The sequence below is a fragment of the Acinetobacter sp. WCHAc010034 genome (assembly GCF_001696615.3).
Taxonomy (GTDB): Bacteria; Pseudomonadota; Gammaproteobacteria; order Pseudomonadales; family Moraxellaceae; genus Acinetobacter.
Genome location: NZ_CP032279.1, coordinates 2,988,824 through 3,008,046, shown reverse-complemented (window position 1 = coordinate 3,008,046; position 19,223 = coordinate 2,988,824). Strand labels below are relative to the sequence as shown.

The window sequence follows — 19,223 nt, the reverse complement described above, 5'->3', positions numbered from 1 at the left end:
TTGCATTTAAGACCTGTCCGCCGGGAAGGCAATCACCCGATCCAGGCGCATTTGCTCAGCTGCAATCATTAACAAACGATCCACACCTAAAGCAATGCCTGAACATTCAGGCATCTGCGGCAAGGCGGCCAGTAAATATTCATCAACCGGCATCACATGCAGGCCCAGCTTTGCCCGCTCAGCATTGTCCGCGGCAAAGCGCGAGCGCAGCACCTCGGCGTCAATCAGCTCATCATAGGCATTCGCCAGCTCCAAGCCCTCAATGTACAGCTCAAAACGGGCTGCAACCAGTTCGCCGTCTTCATCGCTGCGGGTCTTCGCCAATGACGCCAGTTCAGGCGGAAAATCCGTTAAGAAAACCGGAGCATCAAAGCCCAGGCTCGGCTCGACAACATGCGAGAACAGCAAATCCATATAGCCAAGGCGGTCATCGCCTAAATCCAGATTCAGGCCTACGCGGCTGCAGCAGTCCTTCAGCTCTTTTAAGCTGGCCTGCAGCGGGTTGAGATCCAGCCGGTCCATAAAGGCATGCTTATAGCTCAAAATGGCCGGGCGGACTTGGCCAAAGCGCTGCGCTAAAACCGCATTCAGCAGATCGGCCACTTCATGCATTAAATCTTTCAGGCTGAACCCAGGGCGGTACCATTCCAGCATGCTGAACTCGCTGTTGTGCTTGCGGCCATGCTCATCATCGCGGAACACTTTGCAGATCTGGTAAATCGGCCCGCTGCCGCTGGCCAGCAGGCGCTTCATGGCGAATTCAGGCGAAGTCTGCAAATAATGGGTTTGGCGCTTGCCCAGCACATGGCGCTGCGCCTGCACCGAGGCCAAATGCACATCGGTCACGCCGGCCTGCGACAAAACCGGAGTTTCCACTTCCAGCACGCTGCGTTCCGCAAAAAACTGGCGGATTTGCGCATACATTTTTGCCCGCGCCCGCAGCGCATTCAGGCTGCAGGTAGGCTGATAGTCAAACTTAGGCTGGCTCATGCTTTAGGCCCTCCATGCGCAGCCCATTCGCGGCGCAAGGGATAAGTTTTGCGTAAATGATCAAAGGCTTTTTGATCGACTTTGCCGCCTTTCAGGCAGGCGCGCAGGTTCTGATCATCCTGCGCAATATCATAAATCTGCTTGAGATGGCGCTGTAAGGCGGTTTTCAAATCCTGATGCTGGAAGTACTGTGCGCAGGCCGGCAGCTGCGTTTCAAACCGCTTGACTGCATCTTTAGCGAAAGTTTTGCAGAACGCTTCATAAATCATCTGCGTGCCGCGCGCCTTGCCTTCCAGGCTGTAGCCGGCAATATGCGGCGTCACTAAGCTGATGAGGCTGAGCAGCTCTTCTGAAATTTCAGGCTCATGCTCGAACACATCCAGCACAGCGCGGCGCCGGGTGCGCTGAATGTCCGCAATCAGGTCAGCCTCAGCCACTACCGGGCCGCGCGCGGAATTGATCAGGATGGCCTCAGGCTTCATTTTCGCCAAAGCGTCCGCATTGATTAAATGATAGGTCGGATGCGCGCCCGTTTGGGTCAAGGGCACATGGATGGAAACTGCATCCGCCTGCGCCAGCAGCTCATCGAATGCCGGCTGCTGCAGGCCTTCCAGCTGCACATAGGGGTCATAGCCGATGACATTCCAGCCCAGCAGCTTGGCCATAGCTGCTAAGCGCGAACCGACATTGCCCAAGCCAACAATGCCTAAGCTGAAGCTTTGGCCGGCATCCAGCAGCTCCGGCCTTAAATGCAGCAGCGCAGCAATCACATATTCCGCAACCGCCTGCGCATTGCAGCCGGGCGCATTTGACCATGCAATGCCCTGCCGCTGCAGCGCGGCAATGTCCAAATGGTCTGTGCCGATGGTGGCGCTGCCGACAAATTCAAGCGCCGTATGCTGAATCAGCGCCTGATTGACTTTCGTCACTGAGCGCACCAGCAGCGCGCCGGCATCCTGCACATCGGCATGGCTGAGCATGCGACCCGCTGCCTGGCGGATTTCACCAAACTCAGCAAAGAAGTAATCGGTAAATGCCAGATTTTCATCTGCGACGATTTTCATAATGCATTCCAAAACGTTAATGCGCTTATGATAGCGCTTTTAACAGCGGAATGGCTTCACCGCATCAAGAGTTAAAAGATAAAGCTTTTCATGCGTCATAAATTCAGCCTGCGGCTTGGGCAGTAGGCCTGATAAAAGGAACACTGCCCACATTTACATAAGCCACGGCTGCGCCCAATATAGCATGTGATGCCATTTGTGCTGCGGCGTTCTTGCCTTCCCCAAGATACTTTTCACCAATCTACTGAGCAGCATATGATGCGAGCACATTTGTAGCTGCCTGAACATCGGTTTGCCCCAATGCTCCTGTCACTGCAATGGTCATGCAGTCACGCATGGCTGCTGCCAGGTAATAAAATAGAAACGTTATTCAGCTTATTGAAAGGACAATACAATTTAGTGACGAGTAAAGCTTGCAGTATTGCTAGCTTTTTAAGCGGGATCTATGCCTCGTTATGTACATATCAATCAAGGCATCAGAATAAGCCAATAATTCAGATCATGAAATCATTGGCTTAAGTAGGATTGAGTTAAAGAAAATGAGGCGTAATTAAAAATGGGGAACTGTCAGATCAGATTTTAGCTAATATAAGTCGCATCACATTTATATAGCTTTTATATCTGGACAACAATTATATGCTTTACAAATAGTATCGAAAACATTCTGTGTATCGCCATTATCCCAATATACAATTTTCAACCAAGTTGCAGCATAACTATATAAACCCATGTTCAACCAAGGTTCGCTCATATATTTAATGAGCATTTTTTCTCCTGCCAATACTAACTCTTCCTTACTATACTTAGGCTCAAAATGATTCATACATAATAAATAACCATATTCTCGTGGAGTCATTTTTCTATTTATGTAAATATTTTTCTTACCATAATATTTTTCAAAACGACTAATGCCTTCAAAATAATTATCAGATTGCAAACATAACTGGAGATAATCATCTAGAAACTCAGTTTTATACTTACTTTTCGAATAGACAGATCGACTAGAATCATCAAAATTGGACCATAATAATCGTGCCTTTTCCCAATAAAGTGGTTCATTGATATTATCAGAGACCCATGAAGTTAAAGCTTTACCCCTAAAAAGTTGCGCATGATAGAATAAGAGATCATCGCCTTCACCAAATTTTTCATTACGTTCAATTGAAAAATCTAACCACTTATGAACTATTGGTAAATATATTTCTACTTCATTTTTTAATTGAACTAACATTCCCGAAATAATATCATCTAACAAATGTAGAGCAATATTACCCATTGGTTTTGCCCTATCAAATATTTTCGACTCATTTTCCATGTAATTAAGCTTAAACTCATAAAAAATTTCTTTCTTCCGTTTTGGGTCAAACACCATTTTTTTACTCAAAATTATTTACATATTTTATTAATGCAATTAAACATTACGGAATTTTTAGAATTGCCTGTGGCAACAGTATAGATAGTAAATGTGTAAACTCTAAGATTACTTAAAGCAGTTTGTTTTACACTACTCGGTAAGTTTGACATTTCGATAGCTTCTAAAGCTTCAGCTACTGCTTTAACTCTACTTGACCTTTTTTCGCTACGATCTGATTAGCCAGTCCTAATTCCGACTTATATTCATTCAAATGAGAGTTAGCAATGTTTGTATTTGAAGAGTTAAGTGTTTTAGGAACATAGTTATATCCTGCAACGGCTTTTTAAGCAGGATCTATGCGTCTTTATGTGCATATCAATTAAAGTATCAGAATAAGCCAACAATTCAGATCATAGAATCATTGGCTTAAACAAAATTGGGGTTAATTAATAAACCATTCCACTTATATTTATTTCAAAAACTTCCCATAAATTGATTTCTAGTATAATTTTATAGGAAGAGTTAAAAATAATTTTTAATTTTTGTGTTTCTTCATTTATTTCCAAATTCTGTAAAGACTCTAAATAGATATCATTAATAATTTTATTTGAATTACTTAATAAAATTACTCTCACACTATTATCAATAAGCCCTATCTTAATATTTAAAATATTATTTTCAGCATCTTCAAATTTGATTGATTGAACAAAATCATTATCTATATCACAACTACAGCCGAATATAGATATAAAGTCTTCACAACTTGGGATTTTAACATCTAACACTTTAATTTCCTCCGTTAATAATCATTGTAGAAAACCTTCTTTGCCCATCTGGAGTAACTTCATAGGTTGATCCAACTTTACGTATCCCAGTAGGCTCAACAAGAAGAGATTCTCTAACTTGACTCGTTTAAATTGAAGCCTATCATCTCCAAATAAAAGCCTTGCAGCCTCAATAAAGTGATCAAAACTGCCTGCTTTCCAGGTATTCATTTTTTGGAGAAAAGCGATAGCATTTTCTTCAGTAATTCTGCCATTTTTTTATAAATTAATTTTTCTACTGCTATTTGAGCAATTTGATTATCATCACCGAACTTTAAATCATAGAAGTAAAATTGACCTATCAGTGCAGAAATTTCGGCAACGCTAGTAATCATTTGATGACTAGCATGCACTTTATAACTTTTATTTTTCAAAACCATTCCCCTTTTTTATCAATTTAATACTTCATTACTGATATTGAAGGAATAATATCAATATAAAATCAGACTTCGATAACATGAAAGTATATTAAACCAAATGAAGCAGCTGTCCTAACCTGTCTTATATCGTTGGTTTTAGTTTGATCCAATCCAAAGTTTTATGTGGGGTAGGTTGTGGGGTAAAACTATAGATAAAAAATAAGCCCTTGTAAAAACAAGGGCTTATTTAGATATTTGGCGGAAGCGGTGAGATTCGAACTCACGGAGGACTCGCGCCCTCGTCGGTTTTCAAGACCGGTGCATTAAACCGCTCTGCCACGCTTCCATGTGCGCCATAATATAAATAAAACCGCAGTTTGGCAAATACTTTTCCGCATTTCCCGCTTCAACTGGTCAAAATAAAATCATTGCCGCCAATTCGGCGCATTTTCAGGCTGCTCATAGCGGATTGCATTGATATACCATCGTTTTTTTCCAGAAGGCGTCAGCACTTCCGCCTCATCATCCACCTGCTTGCCCAGCAGCGCGCGCGCCATCGGCGAATCAATTGAAACATGCTGCGGATGATGGTCATAAATTTCATCCACGCCGACAATGCGCAAAGTCCGCTGCTCGCCGGCTTCATTTTCAATATCGGCCCAGGCGCCAAAGTAAACTTTCCCTGCCTGCTCCGGCGAATAATCGACAATGCGCAGCTCTTCCAGGCGCTTGCCCAGATAGCGGACGCGCCGGTCAATTTTCCTCAGCAGCTGCTTATTATACTGATAATCGGCATTTTCAGAGCGGTCGCCCAGGCTGGCCGCCCAGTTGACTTTCTGGGTGATTTCCGGCCGCTGTTCGTGCCACAAATGCTTTAATTCAGCGGCCAGCAAATCGTGTCCGCCGCGGGTAATTAAGTTAGACTTCATAATAATTTGAGGCTTCAGCACGCAGGCTTGAGTTACAGGAACTGAACATTTTATCCCCATTTTCAGCACAAAAGAAGCTTATAAAATTAATTTCTTAATTAAATTATATGCTTATGTTACACATTTTAAATAATTCAAGTACAAAATTTGACAAGGCTTTTTTTCATCTTTATTATTCGCACATCTTTTAACTCAGATCACTTTTTAATCACTGCAGTTTTTCTGCATAATTTTCGATTCATTCCCAAGTCATTTTGAATGACGTCATGACTGCCCAACCCTTATCGGATTTATCTAACTTGTAAAAGTTTTAAGGCCTGCCGCCTTGGCTTTTTAGGGCATAAATACTTGTAGCGGAGACAACATGCACAGTAGTTCAACTTCTGGGTCGAGGCTTTGCCTTAGCTCACTTAAATCCATCTCAATTAAAGCGCTTGCCTTCAGTACTGTTGTACTTCCATTCCACAGCATTAACGCAAGCAAAACAACGTATCAGTTCGATAACGTTGTCAACAGCAGCAAGCTTGTTGTTGTTTCAGTGGTTAATCCAACCACCGTCTTTGAAGACAGCGCGCACTTTCATGGCTTCGGCTATGATCTGGTCCGCAACTATGCAGACAGCCTGAATGTCAAGCTTGAGTTCAAAACAGTGGATGACAACGCCACTGCGCTGAAATGGGTCAAGCAGGGCAAAGCCAGCTTTGCCATGACTACCGCCAGCATCCAGAGCATTGAAGAAAAGCATTTGACTTCATTTTCCGCCTCTTGCGGCGAAACCGCTTCCCTGCAGAAAAATGGCCTGAATGCAGACCTGAACTGGGTGTTCAAGCATGCAGATGACCCGCTTAGCCAAACCGCCAGCGGCTTTGTCTGCCGCTCCAAGCAAAACGGCATCCTGCAGCAGCTGGCCTCATTCTATAACCGCAACCTGATCAAGCAGGAATCGTGGAATTCGATTCAGCGCGATTTGAACAGCCGCATGCCGATTTACAAGGCGAGCTTTCAGCGCACTGCCGAGCAGTATGATCTGGACTGGCATCTGCTGGCCGCCATCGGCTATCAGGAATCTTACCTGAAGCCGAACTCTGTTTCTCCCACAGGCGTGCGCGGCTTAATGATGCTGACCAGCAGCACAGCCAAGGCCATGGGGGTCAGCAACCGCACGGATCCTGCGCAAAGCATTCAAGGCGGCGCAAAATACTATGACCAGATGTTGGACCGCTATTCGGACATTCCTTATCCGGACCGCAACTGGTATGCGCTGGTGGCGTACAATATGGGGCCTGGCGCCGTAAACCAGATCCAGTCGCGCATTAAGGCGCAAGGCAAGGATCCGGATCAGTGGGTCAACCTGTATGCCTATTTGGACCGCAACAAAGCCGGCAATGGCCGCTACCGCCAGGCTGTGCAGTATGTGACGCGCATCCGCGCTTATTTAGAGCACATCAAGACCACGCCGCAGCTGGTGAACATCTGATTGCAAAAGCCTACGGTATAAAAAAAGCTTACCTTTATTAAGGTAAGCTTTTTTTCTTGCTGAAAGCGGATTAAGCAGTCTGCTCCAGCACCCGCTTGAACAGGTCTTTCTGCTCTTGGCTCGGCTTTGCCGTCTGCAGCGCCATCAGCTGGGACATGTCGCCCTGCACTTTGATTTTGCCGGTCATGAAGGCCTGCATGGCGGCAGCCATGTCAAACTCAAGGAATACTTTGCGCAAAGTTTCCGCATCCATAATCAGCGTGGTTTTGGCATTGCCGGAAAGGCCTTTTTTAATTGCGCCGCCATCTAAAGATAATTCAGTATTGCCTGAAGCATCCGCAACCACCAGGTTGATTGCAAGGTTCGCCAGCGCAGGCGGCAGGTTCAAGTCGCCGGCTTGCGCGGTAAGAGTCTCAACAGTTGAAAACCAATCATCAGTTAGAAAAGCAGGCATGATGTTTCCTCAATTTATTTGTTCATTGCGTGAAGCCTATCCAGGCCGCATCTTTTGAAGCTATTGTGCTTGAAGCCTGTTATAGCATGTAAAAGGAAGTTCTGCCTAAAGTTTTTTGCACGCGGCGTTCAGTTTTTATATTTCTTGTACAGCTTTGATATAAATCAAAAACATAAAAAAAGCACCTTTAAACTAAAGATGCTTTTTTCAGCTTCAGGCGGCGGCTATTCCGCAGCATAGCCCAAATTGACCATATTGATGCGCTTGTTTTCGCCTTCAGCAGCCTCTTCGGTAGAACAGCTGCCTTTGAAGTCAAACTCGCGCTGGCTGTCCAGAGCCTCAAAATCAAACAGCTCGCGGTCCGCCAGCTGCGAAGGCGAAACATTCTGCAGCGCGCCGAAAATGCTGTGCAGGCGTTTCGGATGCGCATTGTCCCATTCGCGCAGCATGTCATTAATAATGGCGCGCTGCAGGTTTTCCTGCGAACCGCAAAGGTTGCATGGAATAATCGGGAACTTGCGCATTTCCGCGTACTTGATGATGTCCTTCTCTTCCACATAGGCCAGCGGACGGATCAGCATGTTCTTTTTGTCGGACGACAGCAGCTTAGGCGGCATCGCCTTTAGGCTGCCGCCGTGGAACAGGTTCAGGAAAAAGGTCGCCAGAATATCATCGCGGTGATGGCCCAGGGCCACTTTGGTTGCGCCGATTTCCTGCGCAAAGCCGTACAGCGAGCCGCGGCGCAGGCGCGAACAGACCGCACAGTAGGTCTTGCCTTCCGGCGTCAGGCGCTTGGTGATGCTGTAGGTGTCTTTTTCAAGAATGTAATAGGGAATGTTATTCTCTTCCAAATAACGCGGCAGGATATCTTCCGGAAAGCCCGGCTGCTTCTGGTCTAAGTTGACTGCCACCACATCGAAGCTGATCGGCGCAATGCGCTGAAACTGCAGCATGATATCCAGCAAGGTATAGCTGTCTTTACCGCCGGAAACGCACACCATCACCTTGTCGCCGTCTTCGATCATGTTAAAGTCACGAATGGCGTGCCCCACTTGGCGGCGGAGCTTCTTCAGCAAACGGTAGTACGCAGAACTGGTCGGCAGTTCGGGCTTGAAATTAAATCCTTGTTCGGACTCAACGGGCGAGTACATAGACGAGATTTACCCATAAATAAAAATACCGCGCAATTTTATCCGATTCGGCCCCGCCCCGCATCAAAAGAATGCGATTTTGGAAAAATGTAAAAATAATGTCATCTGCAGGTCATGCAGCCGGTGCTATTTTGAACGGTTGCGTTTATTTTTCCGCCAAGATGCTTATCTTTTGGACTTTTCCACAGTTTTCCACAAAACCTGTGGATAACTTTGTGGATTTAAAACGGCTTGACAGGGTGTCCTGCCCATCTTTTAAGGCTTCTATTTAAATTGATCACTTTTTGATCAATTTAAAGTTCATTTATTTTCAATAACTTAACCCTGTCAAGCGATGCCGGCTAAAAAAAATTAAAATTTTTTTTTGATTATTCCATCAGCAAATTGACTTGATTTTTACAAAGCAGCTGAGAAATAAACCGCGCAAGCCTTTTCAATCAGCTTTTTTTTGCTAAACTCTTATATAACTGTTTGGGGACAGAATTTTTTTCTAATACTACAATGAACAATAAATTTGGGATATTTGCACTCTACGCATGCAGCGCAGCGGCGGCCTTAGCGGGCGCTGCATCCGCTCACGCCGGTCAAATCTATATCTACAAAGACAATAAAGGCAGCACCCTGCTGACCAACCGCAAAAGCTCAGACCGCTCGCTGACCAAAGTCAAGGCGACCTATTATCCTGACAGCAATATTCACTCCTACAGCAACTGGGGCGCCAGCGAATCTTCGGTTTTGCCCAGCTACAGCCGCAATAAGGATGCCTTTGACCATATCATTAAGCAGGCCTCCCAGCAGCACGGCGTTTCCGAAGGCCTGATTAAAGCGGTGATGCACACCGAGTCCGGCTTCAATGTCAATGCGCGCTCGCCTGTCGGCGCGCAGGGCCTGATGCAGCTGATGCCGGCCACCGCCCGGCGCTTCAATGTGTCGAATGCCTATGACCCCTATCAGAACATTATGGCCGGCGCGCGCTATCTGGCCTGGCTGACCAAGCGCTTTAACGGCAACACCGCGCTGGTTCTGGCCGGCTACAATGCCGGCGAAGGCAATGTGCGGAAATACGGCGGCGTTCCGCCGTTCCGCGAAACCCAGGACTATGTGCGCCGCGTCACCAGCCGCTACAGCAATCTGTACGCCGGCGGCTCCGGCATAGTCAGCGATATTCCGGCAGCCCCTTCCCGCGGGCAGATCATCGCCAGCTCCAGCAATTACGGGCAGCCGGCAGCCGCGCCGGAGAATAAAGCCTCACGCCAGCAGCGCGCGATCATTCAGAACGCGGACGGCAGCTTCACCGATGCGCCGGGCTCTTATGCCACTGCCAATGCATCGGCCTCAGCGCGGATCTATTTCAAAGAATAAGCGCGGCTTATTTTAACTTTTGCTGCTGATTTACTATTTTTTCCTTGAATTATTGAGGCTTTCACCTCATATTTGATGCAATGATTTTAATTAGCAAATCAGATTATTTTTATCTAATAAGAGGATTTTCTCAATGATGCGGATTGGTTTGTTCTTGCTAACCAACCTCGCGGTACTGGTTGTGGCTGGCATTATCCTGTCACTCTTCGGTGTCGGCAGTTACCATGGCGCCGGAGGCTTGAACATCGGCAACCTGCTGGTGATCTGTTTTGTCTTCGGTATGGTTGGCTCTCTGGTTTCCCTGTTCATGTCTAAATGGATGGCGAAAAAAACCACCGGTACTGAGCTTATTGACCCGAATGCTCCCCGCAGCCAGGCTGAAGCATGGCTGCTGCAGGAAGTTGCCCAGCTTGCTCAGCGCTCGGGCATTAAAATGCCTGAAGTCGGCATTTTCCCGTCTTATCAATCCAATGCCTTTGCAACCGGCTGGAACAAAAACGACGCCTTAGTGTCAGTTTCCACCGGCCTGCTGGAACGCATGAATAAGGATGAGCTGCGCGCGGTGCTGGCGCACGAAATTGGCCACGTAGCCAATGGCGACATGGTGACGCTGGCGCTGATTCAGGGCGTAGTCAACGCCTTCGTGATGTTCTTCGCCCGCATTGCCGGCGACTTTATTGACCGCAACGTCTTTGGCCGCGAAGACGGCGAAGCGCCGGGCATCGCCTACTTCGTCATTACCATTGTGCTGGATATCGTCTTCGGCATTCTGGCTTCCGCCATTGTCATGTGGTTCTCGCGCCACCGCGAATACCGCGCCGATGAAGCGGGCGCCCGCTTAGCCGGCAAGCAGGCGATGATTTCAGCGCTGCTGCGCCTGCAGGCTGAATCCGAAATGCCGGATCAAATGCCGAAAGAAATGAAAGCGTTTGCAATTGCGGAAGGCAAGGAACAAGGCTTCAGCTTAGCTGCCCTGTTCCAGACTCACCCGTCAATTGAACAGCGCGTGGCGGCCCTGCAGCAGCTGGACTGCCCATAAGCGCAGCGCATCAACGCCATAAAGAAGCCTCCATCCGGAGGCTTTTTTAATCCGCCAGCGCCTGATCTGCTATGCAGCTTGCGCTTTCAGCCGCAGGCAGCACAGCCTGCCTGCAAGCTCCAGATGCTTCCCCTATTATCCGGCATTGATGCCTTGAAGCCACTGCCACAGCCATGCCCCGCCCATCCACATGGCGAACAGCAGCAGCAGAATAAACAGCAGGCCTAACAGGTCTGGAATATGCAGCCAAATCCAGGCTGCGATAGGATTGCGCCAAAACGCCGAGCGCTGCTGCTTTTGTTCCAGATTTTCGTGCAGGAAAGGATGCACCACATGCGCATCGCTGCGGATCTGGTATTCCGCGCGGATATGCTCATGCACCACCTCCAGCGCTTTGCGGCTCGGGCGGATAAAAATATCAAAGACTGTGCCTAAAACTGGAATAAAGCCGACCACGGCATCGAGCATCGCCATTTTCAGCACCGGGCTCAGCTTTTCCTGCGGCACGCCAATCTGCCGGGCTTTGTAAATGGCATAGCAGGTCAGCGCAAAACCGGCGGCATCGCCGGCCACCGGAATGGCGCTTAAGGCGGCGTCCGCGCCCACGCCCTGCTTGGTGAATGGAATCCGCACCACGGAATCCATCATATTGGCGAATTTCGCCAAATCGCGCTCCAGGCGGATCACTTCCTGCCGGGTTAATCTTTTTTCCTGCGCTTTTACTGGCATAACGGGCCTAAACTGATCTGTACTGTTGAAAATAAAGCATAATTGCGGGCTAAAGTATGTTGGATTAGCTTATCCGCCCTGCCCATGCCGGCGCTAAAACAGCAGCTGCCCGGCGATGAACAGATACACCAGCACCCCGGTGGCGTCGCAAATTGAGGTGACTAAAGGCGCGGAAGCGCTGGCCGGGTCCATGCCGAAGCGGTTGAGGATAAACGGCAGGCTCATGCCGATTAGACAGCCCAGCAACACAATGCCGAGCATGCTCAGCGCCAGCACCAGCGCCACCATTTCATCGCCGCGGAAATAGCCTAAAATTGAAACCGCAATGGCCATTGTGCCGCCGAGGCACAGCGCCACCAGGCTTTCCCGCCCCAGCAGGTAAAACCAGTCCTTAAAATCCACATCGCCGGTGGCCAAGGCGCGCACCATCAGGGTTGCAGACTGCGAGCCGGCATTGCCGCCGCTGCCGACCAGCAGCGGCAGGAAAAACACCAGCACAATATGGGCGGCGATGATGTCTTCAAAATGCGCAATGCCCAGCCCGGACAGCAGGCTGCCGAAGACCAGAAAAACCAGCCAGAACACCCGCTTTTGATACAGCTGCAGGATTGGCGCCGACTTCAGGCTGAGCTTCGCGCCGGCATTCACCGCGCCGGCTTTCAGGAAGTCTTCAGTCGCCTCTTCACTGGCGACATCCATGGCGTCATCATAGGTCACAATGCCGACCATCACGCCTTGCCGGTCAATAATCGGCAGGGCCAGCAGGTCATAGCGCGCAATTATTTTAGCGGCCTCATCCTGACCGGCATCCACATAAGCTGACACAATATTGGTCGCCATCAGGCCGGAAACCGTCTGCTCTTCCTGCGCCAGAATCAGCTGCTTCAGCGAAACCACGCCCAGCAGCCGGCGCGCTTCATCCAGCACATAGGCAAAATAAATGGTTTCTGTATCCGGCGCTTCCAGGCGCAGCATGCTGATGGCCTGCTTCACGCTCAGTTCAGGCTTTAAGGTCGCATACTCCGAACTCATGACCGCGCCGGCGGTGCCTTCCTGATAAGAAGACAGCTGGCGGATATCTTCCCGCTCGGCCTGCGCCAATGCCGGCAGCAAGGCATTCTGCTGTTCGCGGTTCAGTTTTTTAAACAGGTCTGCGCGCTTGTCTGAAGACATCTCTCCGACAATTTCAGCCAGGGTATTGCGCGCCAGAACATTGGCGAATTTGACCTGCACTTCAGGCGCCAGATAGGAAAAGACGTAGGCCCGGTCAGGCAAATGCTGCAGCAGCAGCCGGCTGTTCTCCAAGGGAAGCTGGCTCAGCACATCGGCCAAGTCGGCGGCCCGGAAGGTTTTGACCGAATCCAGCGCCAGCTCAATCTGCCTGCTGCTCAGCGCCTCATTTAAAAGGTAAAGAAAATTATTAAAGCCCATGAAAGCCCCCTGTGCTGTGCATCCTGCGCAGCATCAAGGAGGCTGTGCTCTTTATTTTAGAGCATCCGCCGCGCCTTCATCCTGAGCAAGATGAATATCACAATCTGAAAATAGGAATAGATGACAACAATGCCTGTCCATTTAGGAAATAGATCCTCTCTTGACCGCTTATGCGGCGCGCCCATCATACGGATAATTTTCATCCAGCTCAACTTTTGCTTCAAAACTCCAACAATTCAAAGAGTTATTTACTATTCACGCTTCAGCCGGAACACACTGCGGATCATGACATACATGAATGGAATGAAGAGCAGCACCAGCACCGTGCCGAAAATTACTCCGCCTAAAACGCTGACGCCGATTTCCTGGCGGCTGGCTGCCCCAGCGCCAAAAGCGAAGACCAGCGGAACCACCCCGGCGCCGAAAGCTAAAGAAGTCATTAAAATCGGGCGCAAGCGCAAGGCCGCGCCTTCCAGCGCTGACTCCGCCGCGCTGCGGCCTTTTTCCTGCGCCAGAGAGGCAAACTCCACAATTAAAATGGCGTTTTTGCAGGACAGGCCGATGGTGGTCAGCAGCGCAATCTGGAAGTAAATATCGTTCGGAAAGCCGGCGAAATAGCTGAACAGAATATTGCCGCCGATGCCCAGCGGAATCGCGCTCATCACCGCGGCCGGAATGCTCCAGCTTTCATACAGCGCAGCCAGGCACAGGAAAATAAAGCCGATGGACACCAGATACAGCCAAGCCGCCTGATTGCTGGATTTTCGCTCTTCATAGGACAGGCCGCTCCACGCCACATCAATGCCGGATTCCTGATCCGCCAGATGCTGCACATCCTGCATCGCCTGCCCAGTGCTGACATTTTTGGCGGTATCCGCTTCCAGCTGCAGCGCCGTGTAGCCCATGAAGCGCTTAACCACTTCAGGCCCGCCGCTCCAGCCTACCGCGGAAAACTGATTGAACGGAATCATCTGGTTCTGGTCATTGCGCACATGCCAGTACTGCAGGTCTTCCGGCTTGGAGCGGAATTCGGCATCGCCCTGCATCATCACGCGCTTAATCCGCCCGCGGTCTATGAAGTCATTGATATAAGCCCCGCCCCAAGCCGCGGACAGCGTGCTGTTGATGGCGGACTGGCTCAGGCCCGAAGCCAGCGCCTGCTTTTGATCAATATTGACTTTCAGCTCGGCTTTGTCCGGATTGGATTTCTTATCCAGATTTTCAAAACTGCGGTATTGCCCTGAACCGGCCTGCAGCGCGCTGAATTTGCCATCCAGAAAGGCGCGGCCCTGGCCATCGATATCACGGATCCAGAATTCCAGGCCATCGGTCTGGCCCAGCCCGCTGACCGAAGACGGCATGCTGACCGTCACCTGCGCATCCGGATAGCGCTTAAAATGCTGGATAGCGCGCTCGCGGATGGCCTGCACGGAATTTTCCGCGCCTGAGCGCTCATCCCAGTGCTTCAGCGCAATAAAGCCCTGCCCCAGATTCTGCCCCGTTCCGGAAAAATTGCGCCCATAGCGGATCATCACCAGACTGATGCTGTCTTTTTCATGATCCAGGAAATACTGGCGGATAGTTTCGCCCACTTCGCGGCTTTTGGAAATCGGCGCGCCGTCCTGCAGCTTAAACTGCACCGACAGCATGCCCTGATCTTCACTGGGAATAAAGCTGGTCGGCAAGGCGCGGTAAAACAGCGCAAAAACGCAGATCAGGCCGGCAAACAGCACAAGGCAGATGGCTTTATGCTGCATCGCGCGCTGCGAAAGGCCGGCATAGCTGTTTTTCAGCGCGTCCAGCTTCTGATTGAACCAGCGCGCCCATGCGGCCTGCTGCGGGTTCGGCTTCAAGATAATTGCGCATAATGCAGGGGTTAAAATCAGCGCCACCATCAGCGACAGCGCCATAGCCGCCACCAAGGTGATGGAAAACTGGCGGTAAATCACCCCAGTTGATCCGCCGAAAAATGCCATCGGAATAAACACCGCGGTCAGCACCAAGGTAATGCCGACCAGCGCGCCGCTGATTTCCTGCATGGATGCAATCGATGCCTGCTTAGCCGTCAGGCCCTGCTCATGCATCAGCCGTTCCACGTTTTCCACCACCACAATCGCGTCATCCACCAGCAAGCCTATCGCCAGCACCAAGGCAAACAGAGTCAAGGTGTTGACGGTCATGCCGGCTGCGTACAGTACCGCCAGAGTGCCTAAGATCACCACCGGCACGGTGATGGCCGGAATTAAAGTCGCGCGCCAGTTCTGCAGAAACAGGAACATCACCGCCACCACCAAAGCCACCGCCTCAAACAGGGTTTTAATCACTTCCTTGATGGATTCCTGCACAAAGGGCGTGTTGTCGCGCGGATAAACAATTTTATAGCCGGCCGGCAGCTGCTGCGACAGATGCTCTACTTCCTGCTGAATCAGCGCAGAGGTCTGCAGGGCATTGGCGCCGGACGCCAGTGAGATGCCCATCCCCGCCGATTCATAGCCGTTGATGGTGTTGAAAGACTGGTAATTTTCCGCGCCCAGCTCAATCCGGGCGACATCCTTCAAATACACAAAACTGCCGTCACGCGCGGACTTGATGATGATATTTTCAAACTCTTCCGCGGTTTTCAGGCGTGAGCCTGAAGTGACTTTGGCATTCAGATACTGCTCTTTGAGCGCCGGCAAATCGCCTACCGCGCCGGCAGCCACCTGAGTATTCTGCGCCTCTACAGCGGCGCGGATGTCGCTTGGCATCAGGCTGTACTGCTTCAGCTGCAGCGGGTTCAGCCAAATGCGCATGGCATACTGCGAACCGAAAACATCAACCTCGCCCACGCCTTCAATCCGGGCAATATCCTGTTCCAGATGCGTCATCAAATAGTCTGACAATTCAATGCCTGAACTTCCGCCGGAAGCATCATACAGGCCAATCACCATATGAGTATCGCCCAGCGATTTATAGACATTCACCCCTTGGCGCTGCACATCTTCCGGCAGGCGGCGGATCACGCCATTGATGGCGTTCTGCACCTGCACCTGCGCGGTATCGGGGTCGGTGCCGTTTTCAAAGCTGATGCTGATGCGGCTGCGCCCGGAAGAGTCGCTGCTGGAACTGAAATACAGCAGGTTATCAATGCCCTTAATCTGCTGCTCCAGAACCTGGGTAACGCTTTCTTCCACGGTTTCCGCAGAAGCCCCAGTATAGGCCGCGCTGACATTAATTTTGGGCGGCGCAATGTCGGGATAGCGCTCTACAGGCAGATTCAGCGCAGCGAACAGGCCGACAGCCATCACAATAATGGCCAGCACGCCTGCAAAAATGGGACGGTGAATAAAGAATTTGGACAGCATCGGGCCGGAGTACTCGCAGTTTAACGGTGTTACCTGTTATCGAACGCAATCATTTTGATAACAAATAAGTATGGATATTCAGTGACTAAGCTGAAAAAAACAAGCCCAACCAACAGAAAACAGTGAAACAGGCGGCAATGTGGAGGAATTATGAAGGCGCAGGCTGAATTCGCCGGCTCCGGGAAGCAGCAGATGCCTTCAAGCTTTCCTGCCGGGGCATCTTTCAGCGCATTTTGCGGAAGGCGCGAAGCCTGCTCGTTTTCACTGGCATAATTTAAGCGGATGCCTGTCCAATAAAATAAGGTCAGGAATTTAAATCAAATTTTCAGATTTCTTTCAGCTTCATGCTTTAAGATAGGCTTAATTTCAAACTGCAAGCCCCAATATGACTGCATCCTCTCCGTTTAAAGGCAAAACCGGCATTAAGCGCGTGCTGAATGCCACGCAATATTCCATCTCCGGCTTTAAAACCGCTTTTCAGAATGAAGCTGCTTTCCGCCAGATTGTATTCATTAACGCCGTATTGATTCCGCTCAGCTTTGTTCTGGATGTCAGCCGCGCTGAACAGGCGGTAATGGTCGCCGCCTGCCTGCTGGCGCTGATTGTGGAACTGTTCAATTCCGCCATTGAAGCTGCCGTAGACCGCATTTCGCTGGAACGCCATGAGCTGTCTAAAAATGCCAAAGACATGGGCAGCGCTGCCCAGTTTGTCGCCTTGAGCATTATTTTCCTGACATGGGCTATTATTATTTTTCAGCAATAGCGCTTGAAGGCATCTGCACCCTGTCCGCGCTGAAGCCGTAAAGCCGGCCCGCGCAGGACTCACAGCCAAAGCGCAGCCTCCGGAAATCGCAATTTCCGGCCATAAAAAAAACCCTGCTTTACGCAGGGTTTTTCTGAATCAGTTCGGCGCTTAGTGAGCAGCGAATTGGTTCATGGTGTTTTTAGCATCATCGTGCGCTTTAAGAGCGTTGTCACCAGAAAAGATTTCTTTGTGATCATCACCGATGTCAGAACCCGCCATTGCCTGGTGTTTAACACAAGCGATACCGCCGCGGATTTCTTTACGCTGTACGCCAGCAACATAAGCCAGCATGCCTTCAGAACCGAAGTAACCTTGTGCAAGCTCATGCGTAGAAAGAGCAGCAGTGTGGTAAGTCGGAAGTGTGATCAAGTGATGGAACACACCCGCTTCACGAGCAGCATCTGCTTGGAATGTACGGATCTTAGCGTCTGCATCAGCAGCTAATTCAGTAGCATCGTACTCAGCGCTCATTAATTTAGCGCGGTCGTAAGCAGAAACGTCTTTGCCTTCAGCAACCCAGCGGTCGTAAGCTTGCTGACGGAAGTTTAAAGTCCAGTTGAATGATGGGCTGTTGTTGTAAACAAGCTTCGCATTTGGAACTGTTTCACGTACACGGTTAACCATGTGAGCGATTTCTTCAACGTTTGGCGTTGCAGTTTCGATCCAAAGCAGGTCAGCGCCATTTTGCAGGCTAGATACGCAGTCCAGTACAACACGGTCAATTTGCGTGCCTTCACGGAACTGGTACAGGCCAGAAGCTAAACGCTTAGGACGGTGCAGCTTGCCATCACGCTTGATCAGGATTTCGTCTTCCTGAGCATCAGCAATGTCAATTTCAGTTGTGTCTAAGTAGCTGATGTACTGAGAAGCGATGTCGCCTGGCTCTTTAACCACTGGGATTTTTTGAGTCAAGTCAGCGCCTTCAGAGTCAGTACGCGCAACGATGATGCCGTCATCAAGACCCATTTCCAGGAATGCATAACGCAATGCATGGATTTTAGCGATGAAGTCTTCGTGCGGAACTGTTACTTTACCCGCTTGGTGACCGCACTGTTTAGCATCAGATACTTGGTTTTCAATTTGAAGCGCACAAGCACCAGCTTCGATCATTTTACGAGCAAGCAAGTAAGTCGCTTCTTCGTTACCGAAACCAGCGTCGATGTCCGCAATAATTGGCACAACGTGAGTTTGGAAACCGTCGATTTGAGCAGTGATTTCAGCAGCTTTAGCTGTATCGCCAGCTTCGTTCGCTTTTTTAAGCGCGCGGAACAGGTCGTTTAATTCTTTTGCATCCGCTTGGCGCAGGAAAGTGTAGATTTCTTCGATCAATGCAGGCACTGAAGTTTTTTCGTGCATAGACTGGTCAGGAAGCGGACCGAATTCTGAACGAAGCGCAGCAACCATCCAGCCTGAAAGGTAGATGTAGCGGCGTTCAGTCGTACCGAAGTATTTTTTGTTCGCAATCATTTTTTGCTGTGCGATGAAACCGTGCCAGCAGCCTAAAGACTGAGTGTATTTGCTGCTGTCAGCATCATAAGCAGCCATATCACGACGCATAATCGCAGCTGTGTATTTCGCAATGTCTAAACCGGTTTTGAAACGGTTTTGAAGTTGCATACGCGCAGCATCTTCAGCACTGATGTCTGCCCAAGTATTGCCGAATTTTGCTTTTAATTCGCGGATTGCATCAATCGCTGTTTGGTATGTAGTCATGATATTTCCTGTAATAATATTAGGATTTCATCAATCGAAGGGCTTAAACCGCACTGATAGTATTTGTTCAGATTTACAGCACTTCGTTACGATGAATACAGATTAGTTTGAGTTAAAAAATTAATCCAATATTCTGGCTTAATTTTCGGTATTTATTTAAAAAATATGTAGATTAAAGTCGTATTATGATTCGGGCTC

The 19,223-nt window shown here is 49.4% G+C and carries 16 protein-coding genes, 1 tRNA gene and 2 pseudogenes; 6 read left to right on the top strand and 13 right to left on the bottom strand.

Features of this window, described 5'->3' with window-relative positions; translation table 11 throughout:
* Nucleotides 1–6: 6 nt before the first annotated feature.
* Both epmA and BEN74_RS16115 read right to left on the bottom strand, forming a co-directional pair.
* A complete protein-coding gene (epmA, locus tag BEN74_RS16120) occupies nt 7–990 on the bottom strand; it encodes an EF-P lysine aminoacylase EpmA (protein WP_068913669.1) in 984 nt (327 codons plus the stop codon).
* On the bottom strand, nt 987–2,054 hold the full coding sequence (locus tag BEN74_RS16115) for a 4-phosphoerythronate dehydrogenase (protein WP_068913668.1): 1,068 nt from the start codon (nt 2,052–2,054) through the stop codon (nt 987–989). Before BEN74_RS16115 ends, epmA begins: the two co-directional genes overlap by 4 nt.
* Before the next feature lie 351 nt (nt 2,055–2,405).
* Between BEN74_RS16115 and BEN74_RS16110 the strand changes: the two are divergent.
* Nucleotides 2,406–2,573, top strand: a pseudogene (locus BEN74_RS16110) (IS982 family transposase); the annotation flags it as partial.
* 85 nt (nt 2,574–2,658) lie between these two features.
* Here the strand turns inward: BEN74_RS16110 and BEN74_RS16105 are convergent.
* Nucleotides 2,659–3,426 (bottom strand): hypothetical protein, encoded by a 768-nt coding sequence (locus BEN74_RS16105; RefSeq protein ID WP_228200364.1) that lies wholly within the window; start codon nt 3,424–3,426, stop codon nt 2,659–2,661.
* 310 nt (nt 3,427–3,736) lie between these two features.
* Here BEN74_RS16105 and BEN74_RS16100 point away from each other — a divergent pair.
* Nucleotides 3,737–3,838, top strand: a pseudogene (locus BEN74_RS16100) (IS982 family transposase); the annotation flags it as partial.
* 16 nt (nt 3,839–3,854) lie between these two features.
* Here the strand turns inward: BEN74_RS16100 and BEN74_RS16095 are convergent.
* The 4 genes from BEN74_RS16095 to greB form a co-directional block, all read right to left on the bottom strand.
* Nucleotides 3,855–4,193 carry a hypothetical protein gene (locus BEN74_RS16095; RefSeq protein ID WP_068913666.1) on the bottom strand — a complete coding sequence of 113 codons (339 nt, stop codon included), beginning with the start codon at nt 4,191–4,193 and terminating at the stop codon, nt 3,855–3,857.
* Nucleotides 4,194–4,399: 206 nt separating this feature from the next.
* Nucleotides 4,400–4,606 (bottom strand): hypothetical protein, encoded by a 207-nt coding sequence (locus tag BEN74_RS16085; protein WP_162898203.1) that lies wholly within the window; start codon nt 4,604–4,606, stop codon nt 4,400–4,402.
* Between the two features lie 241 nt (nt 4,607–4,847).
* Nucleotides 4,848–4,937 (bottom strand) — tRNA-Ser (locus BEN74_RS16080).
* A gap of 79 nt (nt 4,938–5,016) precedes the next feature.
* Nucleotides 5,017–5,520 carry a transcription elongation factor GreB gene (gene greB / locus BEN74_RS16075; protein ID WP_068913660.1) on the bottom strand — a complete coding sequence of 168 codons (504 nt, stop codon included), beginning with the start codon at nt 5,518–5,520 and terminating at the stop codon, nt 5,017–5,019.
* Nucleotides 5,521–5,884: 364 nt separating this feature from the next.
* Here greB and BEN74_RS16070 point away from each other — a divergent pair, with 364 nt between their 5' ends.
* Entirely contained in the window at nt 5,885–6,997 is a 1,113-nt protein-coding gene (locus tag BEN74_RS16070; protein ID WP_068913657.1) for a transglycosylase SLT domain-containing protein, read from the top strand.
* A 70-nt stretch (nt 6,998–7,067) separates the two neighbouring features.
* On the opposite strand, the gene BEN74_RS16065 is transcribed toward BEN74_RS16070, so the two are convergent.
* Nucleotides 7,068–7,451: an SCP2 sterol-binding domain-containing protein gene (locus BEN74_RS16065; RefSeq protein WP_068913655.1), complete on the bottom strand. Its 384-nt coding sequence runs from the start codon at nt 7,449–7,451 to the stop codon at nt 7,068–7,070.
* Nucleotides 7,452–7,675: 224 nt separating this feature from the next.
* Complete coding sequence (ttcA, locus tag BEN74_RS16060) at nt 7,676–8,602, bottom strand: tRNA 2-thiocytidine(32) synthetase TtcA (RefSeq protein ID WP_068913649.1); 927 nt, start codon at nt 8,600–8,602, stop codon at nt 7,676–7,678.
* Nucleotides 8,603–9,103: 501 nt separating this feature from the next.
* Between ttcA and BEN74_RS16050 the strand changes: the two genes are divergently transcribed.
* Nucleotides 9,104–9,964, top strand: coding sequence for a lytic transglycosylase domain-containing protein (locus BEN74_RS16050; RefSeq protein ID WP_068913646.1), 861 nt, complete (start codon nt 9,104–9,106; stop codon nt 9,962–9,964).
* A 133-nt stretch (nt 9,965–10,097) separates the two neighbouring features.
* The gene (gene htpX, locus BEN74_RS16045; RefSeq protein WP_068913644.1) at nt 10,098–11,003 is read left to right on the top strand and encodes a protease HtpX; all 906 of its coding nucleotides are present in this window, start codon (nt 10,098–10,100) and stop codon (nt 11,001–11,003) included.
* 135 nt (nt 11,004–11,138) lie between these two features.
* Here htpX and BEN74_RS16040 read toward each other — a convergent pair whose 3' ends face one another.
* The 3 genes from BEN74_RS16040 to BEN74_RS16030 all read right to left on the bottom strand — a co-directional run bounded on the left by BEN74_RS16040 (nt 11,139) and on the right by BEN74_RS16030 (nt 16,507).
* Nucleotides 11,139–11,732 carry a DUF4112 domain-containing protein gene (locus tag BEN74_RS16040; RefSeq protein WP_068913642.1) on the bottom strand — a complete coding sequence of 198 codons (594 nt, stop codon included), beginning with the start codon at nt 11,730–11,732 and terminating at the stop codon, nt 11,139–11,141.
* A 93-nt stretch (nt 11,733–11,825) separates the two neighbouring features.
* Nucleotides 11,826–13,163, bottom strand: a complete 1,338-nt coding sequence (gene mgtE / locus BEN74_RS16035; protein WP_068913639.1) for a magnesium transporter — start codon at nt 13,161–13,163, stop codon at nt 11,826–11,828.
* A 251-nt stretch (nt 13,164–13,414) separates the two neighbouring features.
* Entirely contained in the window at nt 13,415–16,507 is a 3,093-nt protein-coding gene (locus BEN74_RS16030) for a multidrug efflux RND transporter permease subunit (protein ID WP_068913637.1), read from the bottom strand.
* 385 nt (nt 16,508–16,892) lie between these two features.
* Here BEN74_RS16030 and BEN74_RS16025 point away from each other — a divergent pair, with 385 nt between their 5' ends.
* On the top strand, nt 16,893–17,270 hold the full coding sequence (locus tag BEN74_RS16025) for a diacylglycerol kinase (RefSeq protein WP_068913635.1): 378 nt from the start codon (nt 16,893–16,895) through the stop codon (nt 17,268–17,270).
* A 150-nt stretch (nt 17,271–17,420) separates the two neighbouring features.
* Here the strand turns inward: BEN74_RS16025 and BEN74_RS16020 are convergent, their stop codons facing one another.
* Nucleotides 17,421–19,025 (bottom strand): isocitrate lyase, encoded by a 1,605-nt coding sequence (locus tag BEN74_RS16020; protein ID WP_068913630.1) that lies wholly within the window; start codon nt 19,023–19,025, stop codon nt 17,421–17,423.
* Nucleotides 19,026–19,223: the final 198 nt, after the last annotated feature.